Genomic DNA, 16210 nt, shown 5'->3' with positions numbered 1-16210 from the left:
ATAGATAGGAGCAACCTCATCTTATGAGTTTATTGTCAGTAGAGAACGTGAGTCACAATTTTGGAGACCGCACGTTATTTAAAAATGTATCTTTTCGTTTACTTGCCGGAGAGCGTGTAGGTCTTGTTGGTGCAAATGGTGTGGGTAAGTCCACACTGATGAACATTCTTACCGGGAAATTGTTAAAGGACGAAGGGAAGGTCGAATGGACCCCCAAAGTTCGTTATGGATATCTGGATCAGCATACCAAGCTCACGCCTGGAAAAACGATTCGTGATGTGCTTAAGGATGCGTTCCTGCCCTTGCTTGAGTTGGAAAAAGAAATGATGTCTATTACGGATCAGATGGCAGACGCCGATCCGGACAAGCTCGAATTGTTGCTGGAAGAAATGGGTGACATTCAAGAGCAATTGGAGCAAGGTGATTTTTATCTGATCGATGTGAAAGTGGAAGAGATGGCGAATGGACTTGGATTGTCCGCCATCGGTCTAGATCGTGATGTGGCCGCGCTTAGTGGTGGTCAGCGTACGAAGGTATTGCTTGCCAAGCTTTTACTGGAGAAACCCACAGCTCTTTTGTTGGATGAGCCGACGAACTATCTCGATGTGGAACACATTGAATGGCTGACGCGTTACCTGAAGGATTACCCGTATGCGTTTATTCTGATTTCGCATGATACAGAGTTTATGAATGAGGTCGTTAACGTTATTTATCATCTGGAATTTGCCAAGTTGACGCGTTATGCAGCGAACTATAACAAATTCCTTGAAATGGCCGACATGAATAAGGCGCAACATATTGATGCTTATGAGAAACAGCAGGAGTTTATCAAGAAGCAGGAAGATTTCATTCAGCGGAACAAAGCCCGCGCTTCCACTTCCGGTCGTGCCAAGAGCCGTGAGAAGCAGCTCGGCAAGATTGAACGGATTGATCGTCCAGACGAAGCGGCCAAACCCACATTCAAATTCAAGGATGCCCGGGCGAGTAGTAAAACCGTCTTTGAGGGTATTGATTTTGAAATCGGATATTCATATGCATTATTGCCTAAAATGACGATGACGATTGAGCGTGGCGAGAAAATTGCCATTGTTGGATGTAACGGTGTAGGTAAATCCACACTGCTCAAGACGATCTTGGGGAAAATCCCACCAATTAGCGGTAAGACTTTCTTGGGGGACTATCTGGAAACAGCTTATTTCGAACAGGAAGTACGTGCAGGTAATATTACCCCGATCGAAGATGTGTGGAATGAGTTTTCTCATCTGACACAGAATGAAGTCCGGGGCCATCTCGCACGTTGTGGATTAAAAAATGAGCATATCACCCGCCCGCTTAACGCACTTAGTGGTGGTGAACAAGCCAAGGTTCGTTTATGTAAGCTTCTGATGCGTGAAAGTAACTGGATTTTGTTCGATGAGCCCACAAACCATTTGGATGTAACCGCAAAAGCAGAGCTAAAACGTGCCCTGCAGGAATTCAAGGGTACCGTGCTGCTCGTATCCCATGAACCTGAATTTTATGAAGGTTGGGTAACCAAAACGTGGGATGTTGAAGCTTGGTCCGACAAACAATAGTTTCTACGAAATTCTTCGCACCAGAAACAGCAACTTCGTTAACTACATGACTTCAGCAATGGTGAACAACGTAATTCATGGAAATGTACGGTGACAAAAAAAGGTGTCTATGGTAACATAGGCTACAGCTTCATATGAACACTAGGGGGGCCGCACGATGCGGCTGAGATGGAAGAATGCGATTCCGGACCCTTTGTACCTGATCTGGATCATACCAGCGTAGGGAAGTGGCGCGTTTCAGCTAATGACAAAGAGCTTTATCGTTGACTTTGCGATATGGCCTGCAAGATGAATCATGCAGTTCTATGTATACAGCGTTGCGACTATGGATGGTTTCTATAGTTGTTGTGCGTTATGTATAGAGTAATTGCATGCGACAGTCATTCAGTTGATCCATGAATTTTAAATTCGTGGCCACTCCCCTACGGGAGTGGCTTTTTTGTTGTTGTATATCAGCTTAAATCATGCAAGAGGAGGGCGAATAGGACGGTAATCTTCCACGAACATGTAATAACAAGATCATTCGAACTGCATGTGGTTTCACCAGGTACAGGAGACTTGGACTCTTTTCTGAATATTGCTAAGGGTATATGGCGGTGGGTCGATTATATCCACATTCGGGAAAAAAAGCTGACCCTTGAAGAACAGATTTATTGGGCGCAAGGTCTAAAAACACAAGGTGTTCCATCTGACCGAATCATTATGAATGGCTCAGATCAGCTGGATCAATATGCTTCAATTGGTGGTGTGCATTGGGGTCAAGCGGTTATTCGCAGCTATGATAAGGATGAGTTGAGGAGAGTCGATCGGCTGCGCGTAGGCATATCGGTTCATTCTCTGGAAGAAGCAAAAGTTGCAGAAGAACAGGGAGCGGATTATCTCTTTTATGGGCATGTCTATGCTTCAAATAGTAAACCGAATTGCGAACCCAGAGGGCTAAGTGCGTTAGCTGAGGTATGCTCTAATGTTTCGATTCCCGTGATCGCGATTGGCGGGATTAGTCCTGAGAATATTGCTGCCATTCGAACTGCTGGTGCTAGAGGAGCCGCTGTAATTTCAACGATTTGGACGACCGATAAGCCGGAAGTAGCTGCCGCTTCATTGCGACAGGCGATCACGGATTCAGAAAAGTACGCCGAACCAAGGAGATGAGATCTTGAGAGAGGAAGCAAGAAGTCGAAGCAGGAATCGTTCAGGCTATCATCCAGGAATCGTTTCGGGAAGTAAAGTTGGAGCGGAAGTTCGAGGCAAGCTTCATGCAGAAACCATTATTGTAGGTGGAGGAGTTATCGGATGTGCCATCGCATGTGAACTCGCTACTCGAGGCCATGACGTTCTTCTGGTTGAGCGGGCGCGGATCGCTGGGGGAACTTCCTGTGCAGCCGCAGGCATGCTTGCTGCTGATAGTGAGGAATTCACTCATGCTGTAATGGCAAAGCTTGCAAGGCAGAGCAGAGCTTTGCTTCATGAGCAGAAGGAACGGATCAGTTCGCTTAGCGGAGTGGAAATGGGGCTGCAACAGCATGGATTTATTACTCCTTTTCGTTCATACAGTGAGGTCAGCAGTTACAAGAATGATCGTAGATCGTCTACCTTATCTACAGAACATATTTGGTGGGATCGTATTGCTGTCCAACAGGAAGCTTCATGGTTAAACAGGGATACGTATGGAGCATTTTACAGACCTTCCGAGAGCGAGGTTCTTCCTGTCAACTTAACGCAGGCTTATGTCAGATCGGCTCAAGCCATGGGTGCAAGGGTGATGGAAGGGGTACAGGATGTCCGTTTGCATACGAATGTAAACGGTGTGCAAGGAATCGAGACTTCAATAGGAACGATGACATCGAGAAATGTAATTATTGCTACAGGGTTACATGGTGAAGAATTGATGAGACATGTAGGTCTGAAATCGCCTGTTTTACCAGTAAAGGGGGAGATTGCAGCCGTGCAGTTTTCTCCCCACCATGCCGGGTACAGGCCAGACAAAACGGTGTATGCAGAGGATATATATATTGTTCCCAAAGCCAATGGAGAAGTATGGATCGGTGCAACAAGCCTTCCTGGAAGAACAGACATGAAAGTTTCGGTACAAGGCATTCAGAAGTTGCTTGCAGCTGCAACAAACTGGGTACCTGGCATGAAGGAAGCACATTTTATCCAAGCGTGGGCTGGTGTCCGTCCTTCGACTCCGGATGGATTGCCCTATGTGGGGGCTTGTGATAGTGTACCGGGTTTATTCGCTGCTTTTGGACATTATCGTAACGGCATATTGCTTAGTGCAATTACAGCCAGCCTTATGGCTGACTTGATTTGTGGCAAAACCTCGGAAGAACTGGGGATTCAGGACCTTTGTCCAGAACGTTTGAACATAAAGGAGATGTTGCAGTGAACATCATTGTCAACGGACAAACCATGCAAATTGAAGATAGCTTAAATCGTGTAGATAAATTGCTCCATTCATTTAATTTGCAAGTAAAAACCGTCGTGGTTGAATTGAATCGGCAAATTTTAACGCGGGAATATCATGAAACGACGGCGTTAAGAGACGGAGACCGAATTGAAATTGTACATTTTGTGGGAGGCGGTTGAATTATGTTGAGGATTGGAAATTATACGTTTGAGTCTAGATTGCTGCTGGGTACAGGCAAATTTTCGGACTTGGAAGTGCAGAGCCAGGCGGTTGAAGCCTCCGGTACGGAAGTATTAACGTTCGCGGTTCGGCGTTTGAACTTGGAAGATCGGAACAAACAGCACTTTCTGGACACACTGGATTTGAAAAGATATACCCTGCTTCCCAATACAGCGGGTGCTGCAACAGCAGAGGAAGCTGTGCGAATCGCTGAACTAGCTCGGGCTTCAGGACTTTGTGATATGATAAAAGTAGAAGTTATCGGCGATGGAATCACATTACTTCCTGACCCAATTGAAACCTATAAAGCTTGCGAGATCTTGCTTGAAAAGGGCTTTACGGTACTGCCTTATATCTCGGACGATGTTATTCTGGCCAAGCGATTGCAACTACTCGGCGTACATGCTGTTATGCCTGGGGCTTCACCCATAGGGGCGGGGAGAGGAATTATTAATCCCTATAATCTGGAGATTATTATTGAACAAGCCGTCGTTCCTGTTATTGTGGATGCAGGACTTCGAGCACCTAAAGATGCTGCTCATGCGATGGAGCTGGGAGCTGACGGTGTATTGTTGAATACGGCTGTCTCCGGATCAGGAGATCCGGTAAAGATGGCGAAGGCCATGCGAATGGGGGTTGAAGCAGGCAGACTGGCTTATGAGGCAGGCATGATTCCCGTTAAGCGCTATGCAGCAGCGAGTAGTCCGGCGGAAGGAATGATTCATACATGACTAATCAGACACGATCTTCTGAACAGGGAGACCGCTATTCCAGACAGGAACGGTATGCACCTATCGGTAAGGAAGGTCAGCATAGATTGAATAACAGCAAAGTATTAATTGTTGGAGCGGGCGCGCTTGGTACGGGTATTGCGGAAACATTGGTACGTTCAGGAATTGGCCATATTACTATTGCAGATCGTGACTATGTGGAGTGGAGCAACCTACAACGACAGCAATTATATATTGAGCAAGACGCCATTCAGCGAATGCCCAAAGCGATGGCAGCGAAGAAGCGCCTATCTGACATTAATTCTAACGTTGAGGTTGTAGGCAAAGTGATGGACGTCAGAGTAGATGAACTGGAAGAACTGGTTCAGAACGCAGACTTGATCATGGATGCAACAGATAATTTTGATACCCGGCTATTAATAAATGATATGTCTCAGAAGTATCGTATTCCGTGGATTTACGGAGGATGTGTGGGCAGTTATGGAATTACCTACACGTTTCTGCCTGGAGAAACGCCTTGTTTAAACTGCTTGTTGGGTGAGGTTCCGTTAGGTGGGGATACCTGTGACACATCAGGCATTATCCCTCAGGCGGTGCAGATGGTTACGGCTAATCAGACTGCCGAAGCAATGAAGCTTCTCAGTGGTAATTCAGGTGCACTGAGACGCAAGTTGTTATCATTCGATGTGTGGAGAAATGAATACATATCCATTAACGTCGACGGTGCCCGAAAAGAAGATTGTCCTTCCTGCGGAGTAAAGGCTAACTATCCGTACCTCTCTGCCTCAAACCTGGAAAAAACAGACGTATTATGTGGTAGGGATACGGTACAGATTCGCCCTTCACGGCGGATGAATCTGGATTTACAACATACGGCTGATCGTCTCGGCAAGTTGGATGAAGGCAAAGTGGAGGTTAATCCATTTTTGGTTTCTTTTACAACAGGAGCAAACAGGATGGTCATTTTTCAGGATGGTCGTGTCCTTGTTCATGGAACAAAAGACACGGCAGAGGCGCGTACACTGGTTCACCGGTACTTTGGTTAGAGAAAAATCAAATGAATGTTCCGCGTCCGTTCCTTCCGGGAATGGACTTTTTCATTTTACGGCATGATAAACATACAACAATGCTGCGATGCACAGTGGTCACAAGGATGTGGAGACCAAGTGTAGTTTAAACCAACAAATGTAGCAGCGTACAAGACAGGCCGGGTGAAAAAATGAAAACATCCATATTACTGGTTGGCAGGGGCGATCTGGTTTCTTTTATTCAAGGCATACTGTGTGCAGAAGGGTACCAAGTCGAGAAAATGGAATGGACAGATCTGAACCGTATTTCTGAACTAACACTCACGAATCTCAATATGATCATATTAATGAATGAAGGATGTCACGAAGATACCCTGAAAAATGGACTAGAGTCTTTTGTACACATAGGTGTCACCTCCCCATTGCTTGTGATAACTCCCAAGATATCGCCTGAATTGATTGTGGAATTACTCGATTACGGCGCTAATGATGTGATGGAAGCACCTATTCACGGTAATGTGATGATGGCCAGAATACGGAATCTTTTACGTGTGTTCTCGCATGCTTCACAGGAAGATGAAGAAGTCATTGTAGTACATGACCTCAAGGTCAATCTGCGTTCACGTCGTGTAAGTCGTGCAGGCGAATATCTGGTATTAACTCCGAAAGAATACGAATTGCTGGAATTTTTGGCTCGTCATGTGAATGAGGCGTGTCCCCGGAGCGTTATTTTAAGGGAAGTATGGGGGTATGATTTTGCAATGGATACTAATGTGGTGGATGTATATATCAAACATTTACGAGTGAAGGTGGATAAGGGGAGGAGTGTCAAATTAATTCATACCGTTCGTGGCATCGGTTATATGCTTCATACTCAATAAAAGAGGTCGTATCACCGAACATAGTTCCTGTTTTCCACATAACTCCTGTTTGGAGAGAGAACTTCATTGGGTAAATATAAAAGGACCGGATCATCAGATCCGGCCCTACTCGCTTCGTTATTTTCGGAATATGAGCTACAGTACGCGGCGAGCTTTAATATATGTTTTTTTCCAGTTCCCCGAGTTCAAGTCGGAGAGAGTTACACCTGGTGATCCGTACGTGTGCAGAACTTTTCCGTCGCCTGCATATACGCCTACGTGAGTAATATTGGAGCCTGTAGAGCGACTACCGCTGGAGAAGAAGACGAGATCTCCCACTTGCAGATTAGCTTTGGAAACAGCTACACCTTCTTGGGATTGCTTAACGGATGTACGTGGCAGGTCTACACCATACTTTTTGAAGATGTATTTCATAAAAGAAGAGCAGTCAAAATTTTTGGTTGTAGAAGTTGACGCACCAAATTTATATGGAGTTCCTGTAAAGGTTTTACCATAGTTCACGATTTGTTGTCCTGTGGATACAGAAGCGCTTGCTGCCTGTGCGACAGGTGCATTAGTCATTAATACAGCTCCAAAACCTAGTGTAGCGCACAACCCGACGGTTACGGCCTTTTGGACAAAGATGTTTGTTTTCATGTGAGTACCTCCAAAATTCGTTTTCGTTTAGTTGCTAGAGCGAGTATAACAGCTTTGTAACAGCCTAGAAATTGGATGGAACCTGATTCTCCCTAGGGCCGCAACGGTTTGGGTTTGTTTATTAAAATACCATTAAAAATGTCAAAAAATTAATCATTGACGAAGCTCGAATGTTACAAAAATAGAAAAGACCCTTGATATTCAAGGGTCTTTGTTGTTTTATGCTCTTATTTTTAATCTAAATCATAGGTTACAAAAACGTAATAAGTATAGGCGGAAGGTTAATCTTTGCTCTGAATAATGAGTAATAACCCACTATCAATAGAGACGGTGCCAGACTTTCCGAGCAGTTTGTTGCTAATCCCCAAAGATTGTCCCATGCGTATAGTAGCTTGATCTAGCGGGTACATGAAACCTTCCAGTGTGATACCTGTTACTTCATTAGTAAGTGGGAGCAGGGAGATGTACTCATATCCGCGGTCTTCCACAAAAGCTTCGGAGGTTGTTAGCATCATATAATTGTGTTCATCCTGCAGAGTACAGGAAATATGATGCTGCATAGCGCGGACCATAATATGTACGTTAGCCAGTGTATGATCCATGCGTGTGCCCGTTGCGCCCAACATAAGAATGTCAGTAGGCTCAAGATCCAATGCTGTTTCAAATGCCATCTCGGTATCGGTCAAATCCTTATGCACAGGATCACAGGTGATTATCCGTTCGCTGTTATCTCGTACCTTCTCCCGTTCCTGTTCGGTAATGGAATCAAAATCACCTACTGCGATATGTGGTTGAATCCCATGTTCTATTAAGAACAACGCCCCACGATCAGCTGCGATAATGATGTCATCCTTACCGATTTCTTTTAGAAATTGAGGAGAGAGGTTTCCCCCCGTAAAAATAACAATTCGTTTCTTAGTCATTCTATTTCATCCTTCCTAATCAATAAAGAAACAATTCACTTCTAATTAAGGTGTTAGAATGATGCAAAAATCATTCACAAAACCAGTATAATCCACAAAATGTGGTTGCACAATTTCGGCATGCGCGGATACAATGGGTAGAGCAACATGGAGATGACTTGAAAAGTGAGGTTTGAACAGGTTGGACTTGCACATTTTTGAAGTATTCAGCATTATAGGTACCATTGCATTTGCAATGTCCGGAGCTTTCGTGGCAATGGAAGAGGAATATGATATTTTAGGTGTGCTGGTACTGGGACTCGTGACCGCATTTGGAGGCGGAGTCATTCGTAATGTTCTCATTGGTGTACCCGTAACGATGCTGTGGAGCCAGGGAATGCTGATTATGCTCGCCCTTATATCTGTAGCGATTGCTTTCGTACTACCTCTTAAGTGGATTGGTCACTGGAAGCGGACAGAAGCGCTGTTCGATGCGATTGGACTTGCAGCATTTGCGATTCAAGGGGCGTTATACGCAGCCAATATGGGACATCCCATTAGTGCGGTTATTGTAGCCGCAGTGATGACCGGTATAGGCGGAGGAATCATTCGTGATCTGCTGGCTGGCAGGAAGCCATTGGTACTGCGTGATGAAATTTATGCCGTGTGGGCAATAACAGCTGGTTTTGCCATAGGTATGGGATGGTTCACAACCAACGTTGGGCTGTTAATATGTTTCGCCGCAGTTGTGTTCTTCCGAATGTGTTCTGTTCATTATAAATGGAAGCTGCCTCGTCGTTCTCTGGTACAAACGGAGAGTGTGAAACCTCAGACAACACCAGCGCCACTTAACCGCACCTTGAGTAAGGGGGAATAACATGATTAACGTTTTGTTTGTATGTTTGGGCAACATATGCCGCTCACCAATGGCTGAGGCTGTCCTCCGTCATAAAGTGAGTGAAAGAGGACTTGATCAGCAGATTTCAGTGGACTCAGCAGGTACAGGAGACTGGCATGTTGGCAAACCTCCGCATGAGGGGACACGATCATTGCTGGATTCATATCAAATTTCTTATGCCAACATGGCGGCAAGACAATTTGCGAGTGCGGACTTCACACATTTTGATTACATTATATGCATGGATGATTCCAACGCAGCTAACGTAAAAAGTGTAACAGGTGGTGAGGATGCGGAAATTATCAAGATGATGGATCTGCTGCCGAACGAGACGCTCCGTGAAGTACCCGACCCGTATTATACAGGGAATTTTGAAGAAGTATACAGGCTGGTTGATGCAGGCTGCGACGTGTTGATGGATCGGATTGAGAAGGAACATTCTTTGATATAACAATCGGTGATGTTCTCTAGGAATGACTTGTGTGATACAAGAGAAGAAGCTGGAACGGACAAGCAGGTGAGCCTGCTTCTTTTTTGAACGTTCATGTAAGCGGTACCATGTGAATGTAAAACAAAAGCGGCATTTCAGCCGCCTGTTCAATAATCCAATTAATTTTCTTGAAGAAAGTAAAGCAATGCTTCCGGCAGCTCGTTCTGCCAGAATCCCCATTGGTGATGCCCGTCTTTCTCCTGATAGGAGACAAGCGCACCTCGTTTTTCGAGCAAATCACGGGTATCCCGGTTCAATTGAACAAAATCATATGTGCCGGTATCGGCTTCAAAGGCAGTCTCCTGCAAACCAACAATCATCCAGATCGATAACCAGGACAAGTCTTCAGCTGCAGCGTAGATCTCCTGGGAAGCGGAGTAGTAAGCCCCAGACATGCTGATGACACGTGTAAACAGGTCTGGATAGAGTAGAGCAAGATGAAGTGAAACGCTGCCACCCAGTGAGTCTCCGGCAAGAACACGTTCCTGCGGAGAGCGGCGCACAGGATATTTCTCTTCTACATAGGGAATAATCTCTTCAGCGAAGCATGAGGTATACGCCTTGAACCGATCGCCGAAAGGGGCGTATTCCTGAGTTCTTACAGACACGTCAACCTGAACTCCTACTATAATGAAAGGTTCGGCTCCCTCGTCGAGAATGATGCGGTTGGCAGTGGTGGCGATACGTCCAAAGTTGAAAAATTCTTCACCGTCCTGACAATATACGACAGGGTAAGATAACAATTCGTTATAGCCTGGGGGAAGATAAATTCGTAATTTGCGCTTCTCTCCGAGATAGCGGCTCTCAATCTCTTCCTTTACAATCGTGCGTTTCAAATAGCGGGAATCCGTCATAAAACGTCACCTTTCTCGGTTAATTTTTGCATTCGACCGCGCAATACGGTAAGATTAACCTTGTGCGGGGATAGGTCAAATACGCAAACATGTATTATGCTGTTATACCAATATTAAGCCCCTGTTATACATACAATCCGGAAGGAAACATAAAAAAATTACGGATATCTTTGACGTATGCAGTGAAACAGGTGTATAATAATATTATAACAGCGGAACTTGATATTCAAATTTTTTGTTGAGGTGAAGAAAAAAATGAGCAAGGTTCCTTATGAAGTATATACGGAGGATGTAGAAGCTCTGTCCGTGCTGTCTCCTGACGGCGAAATCGTTAACAAAGACATGATGCCTAAGCTTTCCGACGATCAATTAAAAGAAATTATGTATCGCATGGTATTTACCCGTACTTGGGATGACCGTGCAGTAAACCTGGGCCGTCAAGGTCGTCTTGGTTTCTATGCTCCAGTATCTGGTCAAGAAGCTACAATGGTTGGTAGTGAATTTGCAATTGAAAAAGAAGACTTTGTATGTCCTGGCTATCGTGACATTCCGCAACTCGTGTGGCATGGACTTCCTCTTTATCAAGCGTTCCTGTACTCCCGTGGACACCAACATGGTGGACAAATTCCGGATGGCGTTAATGTATTGATGCCGCAAATCATCATTGGTGCACAAATCCTGCACGCAATGGGTATTGCTATGGGTTACAAATTGAAGAAACAAAAACAAGTTGTAATTACGTACACAGGTGATGGTGGTTCTTCAGAAGGTGACTTCTATGAAGGTCTGAACTACGCTGGTGTTTACAAATTGCCTGTTATTTTCTTTGTACAAAACAATGGTTATGCCATCACAACTCCTTTTGCTAAACAAACGGCAGCGCTGTCCATCGCTCACAAAGCGGTAGCAGCAGGTATCAAAGGTGTTAAAATTGATGGTATGGACATCTTCGCAGTTATCAAAGCGGTTCAGGAAGCTGCTGAACGTGGTCGTAACGGCGAAGGCGCAACTCTGATCGAAGCAGTAACTTACCGTTTCCGTCCTCACTCCCTTTCTGACGATGCTTCCAAGTATCGTACAAAAGAAGAAGAGGCTGAATGGAATGCTAAAGATCCAATCGCACGTTTTGCTAAATATCTGGAGAAAAAAGGTCTGTGGACTGAAGAAGATACAGCACGTGTGAAAGAAGAAGCAAAAGCAAAAGTGAACGAAGAGATCAAAAAAGCGGAAAAAACCGAGAAAATGACGATTTCAGGCTTGATCGACAGCATGTTCGAACAAACGCCTAAGCACTTGGAAGAGCAAAAAGCTGATTTCCAATAAGTTTTTTCCGATAAAGCATAAACATCCGGGACGGGTTCCGGTGTCCCGGTATACATGTATGAATTCAAATGTGAACTGTCAATGTTTAAGGAGGAAATGAAGCAAATGGCACAAATGAACATGAAAGAAGCAATCCGTGATGCGCTTCGCGTTGAGTTGAAACGTGATCCTAACGTTCTGCTTTTCGGTGAAGACGTAGGTAATGTAGGCGGCGTTTTCCGTGTAACGGAAGGTCTGCAAAAAGAGTTTGGCGAAGAGCGTGTATTTGATACTCCACTCGCTGAGTCCGCTATTGGCGGTCTGGCTGTTGGTTTGGGTGTTCAAGGTTTCCGTCCGGTTGCCGAGATCCAATTCGTTGGTTTTATCTTCGAAGCCCTTGACCAAATGGTAGTTCAAGCAGCTCGTATGCGTTTCCGCTCCGGCGGTAAATATAATTCTCCAATCGTATTCCGTACACCATTCGGTGGCGGTGTAAAAGCGGCAGAATTGCACACAGATTCCCTCGAAGGTTTGCTTACGCAAACTCCGGGTATTAAAGTGGTAGTACCTTCTAACCCTTACGATGCAAAAGGTCTGATGATCGCTTCTATTCGCGATAACGACCCTGTATTCTTCATGGAGCACTTGAACTTGTACCATGCATTCCGTGCAGAAGTACCTGAAGAAGATTACACAGTTGAGCTGGGTAAAGCGAACGTTGTTCGTGAAGGTTCTGATGTAACTATCGTTACTTACGGTATGATGGTTCACACTTCTGTGAAAGCAGCAGAAGAACTCGAAAAACAAGGAATCAAAGTTGAAGTTATCGACCTTCGTACGGTTAGCCCAATCGACATCGATACTATCGTTGCTTCCATTAAGAAAACAAACCGTGCAATTGTTGTACAGGAAGCTCAAAAGAGCGCAGGTGTTGCAGCTGAAGTCATTGCCCAAATCAATGAAAAAGCAATCCTGCACTTGGAAGCACCGGTTCTGCGTGTAGCTGGTCCGGATACTGTATATCCATTTGCACAAATCGAAGATACATGGCTTCCTAACCCAGCACGTATCGTTGCTGCGGTTAACAAAGTCGTAAATTTCTAATTTAATCATCTGACATGCCGCAAGGCGCAGTATGGTGATCCACACCGCAGCGCAAGCTGCACTGTAAACAGCCATTAGCCCCTTGAGTAACAGTTTATTGCACTAGCAGTAACGGTTGTTTCTTGGAGTTAAGGGTTGTTTTCAGGATTGAGACATAATCAAGGAGGTTTTTCAGTTGGCTAAATTTGAATACAAATTCCCTGAACTGGGCGAAGGCCTTCACGAAGGCGAAATCATCAAGATGCACATCAAAGTCGGTGACAAAGTAACTGACGACGACATCATCATGGAAGTACAGAATGACAAAGCGGTCGTTGAAGTACCTTGTCCGGTTAACGGCACAGTAACAGAAGTATTCGCAAAAGATGGCCAAGTTTGCCACGTTGGCGAAGTTGTTGCAATCATCGATGCTGAAGGCGAGCTTCCTGAGCAAGACGACGCTCCTGCAGACGATCAAGAAAAAGATGCAGCTCAAGGCGGAGCTGACACAAGCGGTTCTTCCGCAGCAGCTTCCAGCTCGGATGCAGCTAAAGAAGGCGGAAACAACAGCGTTCCGGCAGTACCTGCCAAGGACGTTCTGGCAACACCAAGCGTGCGTAAATTTGCTCGCGAACAAGGCGTAGACATCGCTCAAGTTAACGGTACTGGCAACAATGGTAAAGTTACTAAAGAAGATGTTGAATCCTTCAAAAACGGTGGCGGTTCTTCCGCAGTGGCATCTTCCGAAGCTCCGGCTCAAGAAGAGAAAAAATCCGCAGCACCAGCAGCAGCTGCAGCTGATCAACGTGTGGAAGAAGAGCGCGTACCATTCAAAGGTATCCGTAAAGCGATCTCCAATGCGATGGTTAAATCAGCTTACACAGCACCTCACGTTACAATCATGGACGAAGTGGACGTAACTGAACTGGTTGCTTTCCGTACTCGCATGAAACCTATCGCTGAGAAAAAAGGTACAAAAGTAACTTATCTGCCATTCATCGTTAAAGCTCTGGTTGCAGCTTCCCGTGAGTTCCCAGCATTGAACGCTATGATCGATGAAGAAGCTAATGAAATTGTATACAAAAAATACTACAACATCGGTATCGCTACAGATACAGACAACGGCTTGATCGTTCCTGTTATCAAAGATGCTGATCGTAAATCCATCTGGATGATCGCTGATTCCATTCGTGATCTGGCAGCTCGTGGCCGCGATGGCAAATTAAGCGCGAACGAAATGAGAGGAAGCACAATCTCCATCAGTAACATTGGTTCTGCTGGCGGTATGTTCTTTACTCCAATCATCAACTTCCCAGAAGTTGCAATTCTCGGAACTGGACGCATCAGCGAAAAAGCCGTTATCAAAAATGGCGAAGTAGTTGCAGCACCTGTAATGGCTCTTTCCCTGAGCTTCGACCACCGTATCATCGATGGCGCAACAGCACAAAACTTTATGAACTACATTAAACAGCTGCTCGCTAACCCTGAGCTGCTTGTTATGGAGGTGTAAGATATGGTAGTAGGCGACGCTTCTCTCAATATCGACACATTAGTAATTGGTGCGGGTCCTGGTGGCTATGTAGCTGCCATCCGTGCTGCTCAACTGGGCCAAAGCGTATTGATCGTAGACAAATCCGAACTGGGCGGCGTTTGTTTGAACCGCGGATGTATTCCATCCAAAGCCCTGATCTCGGCTGCACACCAATATGAGTCTGCATTGCATGGCGAAGCTTTTGGTATCTCTGCAGAGAACGTAAAAGTGGACTTCAGCAAAACTCAAGAATTCAAAAACGGCGTTGTTAAGAAAATGACTGGCGGCGTAGCTGGTTTGCTCAAAGGCAACAAAGTTGAAGTTTTCAACGGTGAGTGCATGTTCATCAACGAAAACGAAGCTCGTGTATTCAACGATCACGAGTCACCACGTTACAAATTTAAAAATGCAATCATTGCAACAGGTTCCCGTCCAATCGAACTGAAACCTTTCCCGTTTGGCGGACGCATTCTGTCTTCAACAGAAGCTCTGAACTTGCCTGAAGTTCCAAAAAGCATGATCGTTATCGGTGGCGGTTATATCGGTGCTGAGCTTGGTCAAATGTACTCCAAATTCGGTGCTAAAGTAACAATTATCGAAGGTTTGGATACTGTACTGCCAGGTTTCGATAAAGACATGACTAGCCTCGTAGCTAAAAACATGAAGAAAACAGGCATCGAAATCGTAACGGGTGCAAAAGCTGAAAGTGCTGAGCAAACGGATAAAGATGTAACTGTTAAATATTCCGTAAATGGTGAATCCAAAGAAGTAACTGCAGATTACCTGCTGGTTACTGTTGGACGTCGTCCAAATACAGACGGAGAGCTTGGTCTGGACCTGATTGGCGTAGACGTTGACGAGCGTGGCTTCGTTAAAGTTGATCACCAAGGCCGTACTAGCATTCCTCACATCTTTGCAATCGGTGATATCGTATCCGGTCTGGCACTTGCCCACAAAGCTTCTTATGAAGGTAAAGTGGCTGCTGAAGCGATCGCAGGACAACCATCTGTAGTTGACTACAAATGTATGCCTGCAGTTGTGTTCACAGATCCTGAGTGCTCCAGCGTAGGTTACACTGAGAAAGAAGCTAAAGAAAAAGGCTACAAAGTAAAAGCTGGCAAATTCCCATATGCGGGTAATGGCCGTGCTGTATCTTTGAACCACGCTGAAGGCTTCGTGAAAATCGTTGCTGACGAAGAAAGCGGCCTCGTGTTGGGTTGCCAAATCGTAGGTCTGGAAGCTTCCAACCTGATTGCTGAGCTTGGTCTCGCAATTGAAATGGGTGCTACTCTGGAAGATTTGGCGCTGACTATTCACGCTCACCCTACTTTGGGTGAAATCGTGATGGAAGCTGCGGAACTGGTTATGGGTCATCCGATCCACATCATTTCCCGCTAATATCGTCTAAGCTTCGGATTCGTCCGGCATTATACGTAAATCAGGAAGGGATGGATAACGTGTTACAGCGTTGTCTGTCCCTTTTTTTATGTGAACACCTAAAGAGAGAGCCTGTTAATGACATGAATTAATGAGGTTCAGTAGCACTTAAATCAATTAAGCGCACCATGCAATCAGAAGCTTAATGTGGTACACTGTAACAACCAATATGACAGCGGAGGGCTTAGGTCGATGCTGTTTTTTTAAAAATAAGGCAAATTGGAGCAAACACCA

Annotated in this window: 16 protein-coding genes and 1 riboswitch; of the genes, 13 read left to right on the top strand and 3 right to left on the bottom strand. The window is 45.2% G+C overall.

Annotated features, from left to right (window positions below; genetic code table 11):
* Positions 1-23 precede the first annotated feature (23 nt).
* The 7 genes from BLV50_RS09135 to BLV50_RS09105 all read left to right on the top strand — a co-directional run bounded on the left by BLV50_RS09135 (position 24) and on the right by BLV50_RS09105 (position 6843).
* Complete coding sequence (locus BLV50_RS09135; protein ID WP_063562839.1) at positions 24-1574, top strand: ABC-F family ATP-binding cassette domain-containing protein; 1551 nt, start codon at positions 24-26, stop codon at positions 1572-1574.
* Between the two features lie 133 nt (positions 1575-1707).
* Positions 1708-1817, top strand: a riboswitch (TPP riboswitch).
* Positions 1818-2108: 291 nt separating this feature from the next.
* Positions 2109-2726 carry a thiamine phosphate synthase gene (locus BLV50_RS09130; RefSeq protein WP_218135381.1) on the top strand — a complete coding sequence of 206 codons (618 nt, stop codon included), beginning with the start codon at positions 2109-2111 and terminating at the stop codon, positions 2724-2726.
* 4 nt (positions 2727-2730) lie between these two features.
* Positions 2731-3963, top strand: coding sequence for a glycine oxidase ThiO (gene thiO, locus BLV50_RS09125; RefSeq protein WP_177031146.1), 1233 nt, complete (start codon positions 2731-2733; stop codon positions 3961-3963).
* Complete coding sequence (gene thiS / locus BLV50_RS09120) at positions 3960-4163, top strand: sulfur carrier protein ThiS (protein WP_063562837.1); 204 nt, start codon at positions 3960-3962, stop codon at positions 4161-4163. Before thiO ends, thiS begins: the two co-directional genes overlap by 4 nt.
* Positions 4164-4166: 3 nt before the next feature.
* Positions 4167-4934, top strand: a complete 768-nt coding sequence (locus tag BLV50_RS09115) for a thiazole synthase (protein ID WP_063562836.1) — start codon at positions 4167-4169, stop codon at positions 4932-4934.
* Positions 4931-5980: a ThiF family adenylyltransferase gene (locus BLV50_RS09110; protein ID WP_090807093.1), complete on the top strand. Its 1050-nt coding sequence runs from the start codon at positions 4931-4933 to the stop codon at positions 5978-5980. Before BLV50_RS09115 ends, BLV50_RS09110 begins: the two co-directional genes overlap by 4 nt.
* Before the next feature lie 173 nt (positions 5981-6153).
* Positions 6154-6843 (top strand): winged helix-turn-helix domain-containing protein, encoded by a 690-nt coding sequence (locus BLV50_RS09105; protein WP_090807092.1) that lies wholly within the window; start codon positions 6154-6156, stop codon positions 6841-6843.
* Positions 6844-6978: 135 nt separating this feature from the next.
* Here BLV50_RS09105 and BLV50_RS09100 read toward each other — a convergent pair whose 3' ends face one another.
* On the bottom strand, positions 6979-7479 hold the full coding sequence (locus BLV50_RS09100) for a C40 family peptidase (protein ID WP_053780904.1): 501 nt from the start codon (positions 7477-7479) through the stop codon (positions 6979-6981).
* Between the two features lie 281 nt (positions 7480-7760).
* Positions 7761-8402, bottom strand: coding sequence for a thiamine diphosphokinase (locus tag BLV50_RS09095; RefSeq protein WP_063562833.1), 642 nt, complete (start codon positions 8400-8402; stop codon positions 7761-7763).
* A 187-nt stretch (positions 8403-8589) separates the two neighbouring features.
* Between BLV50_RS09095 and BLV50_RS09090 the strand changes: the two genes are divergently transcribed.
* Positions 8590-9258: a trimeric intracellular cation channel family protein gene (locus tag BLV50_RS09090; protein ID WP_064640785.1), complete on the top strand. Its 669-nt coding sequence runs from the start codon at positions 8590-8592 to the stop codon at positions 9256-9258.
* Position 9259: 1 nt separating this feature from the next.
* On the top strand, positions 9260-9730 hold the full coding sequence (locus BLV50_RS09085; protein WP_072733284.1) for a low molecular weight protein-tyrosine-phosphatase: 471 nt from the start codon (positions 9260-9262) through the stop codon (positions 9728-9730).
* 158 nt (positions 9731-9888) lie between these two features.
* Here the strand turns inward: BLV50_RS09085 and BLV50_RS09080 are convergent, their stop codons facing one another.
* Positions 9889-10623, bottom strand: coding sequence for an alpha/beta hydrolase (locus BLV50_RS09080; protein ID WP_090807090.1), 735 nt, complete (start codon positions 10621-10623; stop codon positions 9889-9891).
* A 255-nt stretch (positions 10624-10878) separates the two neighbouring features.
* On the opposite strand from BLV50_RS09080, the gene pdhA reads away from it, so the two are divergent.
* The 4 genes from pdhA to lpdA all read left to right on the top strand — a co-directional run bounded on the left by pdhA (position 10879) and on the right by lpdA (position 15937).
* Positions 10879-11946, top strand: a complete 1068-nt coding sequence (gene pdhA, locus BLV50_RS09075) for a pyruvate dehydrogenase (acetyl-transferring) E1 component subunit alpha (RefSeq protein WP_053780908.1) — start codon at positions 10879-10881, stop codon at positions 11944-11946.
* A gap of 105 nt (positions 11947-12051) precedes the next feature.
* The gene (locus BLV50_RS09070) at positions 12052-13029 is read left to right on the top strand and encodes an alpha-ketoacid dehydrogenase subunit beta (RefSeq protein ID WP_072733283.1); all 978 of its coding nucleotides are present in this window, start codon (positions 12052-12054) and stop codon (positions 13027-13029) included.
* A 175-nt stretch (positions 13030-13204) separates the two neighbouring features.
* On the top strand, positions 13205-14518 hold the full coding sequence (locus tag BLV50_RS09065) for a dihydrolipoamide acetyltransferase family protein (RefSeq protein ID WP_072733282.1): 1314 nt from the start codon (positions 13205-13207) through the stop codon (positions 14516-14518).
* Positions 14519-14521: 3 nt separating this feature from the next.
* Positions 14522-15937, top strand: a complete 1416-nt coding sequence (lpdA, locus tag BLV50_RS09060; protein ID WP_024630356.1) for a dihydrolipoyl dehydrogenase — start codon at positions 14522-14524, stop codon at positions 15935-15937.
* Positions 15938-16210 lie beyond the last annotated feature (273 nt).

Origin of the sequence: Paenibacillus sp. 276b (genome assembly GCF_900107875.1) — a bacterium.
Taxonomy (GTDB): domain Bacteria; phylum Bacillota; class Bacilli; order Paenibacillales; family Paenibacillaceae; genus Paenibacillus; species Paenibacillus marchantiae.
Note: the sequence above shows the minus strand (reverse complement) of the source record. Positions and strands in the feature narration are given on the sequence as shown.

Excerpts from the sequence above, each read along its gene's own strand:
- BLV50_RS09135 (WP_063562839.1), top strand. The coding sequence starts at position 24 with ATGAGTTTATTGTCAGTAGAGAACGTGAGTCACAATTTTGGAGACCGC.
- BLV50_RS09115 (WP_063562836.1), top strand. The coding sequence starts at position 4,167 with ATGTTGAGGATTGGAAATTATACGTTTGAGTCTAGATTGCTGCTGGGT.
- BLV50_RS09110 (WP_090807093.1), top strand. The coding sequence starts at position 4,931 with ATGACTAATCAGACACGATCTTCTGAACAGGGAGACCGCTATTCCAGA.
- BLV50_RS09105 (WP_090807092.1), top strand. The coding sequence starts at position 6,154 with ATGAAAACATCCATATTACTGGTTGGCAGGGGCGATCTGGTTTCTTTT.
- BLV50_RS09100 (WP_053780904.1), bottom strand. The coding sequence starts at position 7,479 with ATGAAAACAAACATCTTTGTCCAAAAGGCCGTAACCGTCGGGTTGTGC.
- BLV50_RS09095 (WP_063562833.1), bottom strand. The coding sequence starts at position 8,402 with ATGACTAAGAAACGAATTGTTATTTTTACGGGGGGAAACCTCTCTCCT.
- BLV50_RS09085 (WP_072733284.1), top strand. The coding sequence starts at position 9,260 with ATGATTAACGTTTTGTTTGTATGTTTGGGCAACATATGCCGCTCACCA.
- BLV50_RS09080 (WP_090807090.1), bottom strand. The coding sequence starts at position 10,623 with ATGACGGATTCCCGCTATTTGAAACGCACGATTGTAAAGGAAGAGATT.
- pdhA (WP_053780908.1), top strand. The coding sequence starts at position 10,879 with ATGAGCAAGGTTCCTTATGAAGTATATACGGAGGATGTAGAAGCTCTG.
- BLV50_RS09070 (WP_072733283.1), top strand. The coding sequence starts at position 12,052 with ATGGCACAAATGAACATGAAAGAAGCAATCCGTGATGCGCTTCGCGTT.
- lpdA (WP_024630356.1), top strand. The coding sequence starts at position 14,522 with ATGGTAGTAGGCGACGCTTCTCTCAATATCGACACATTAGTAATTGGT.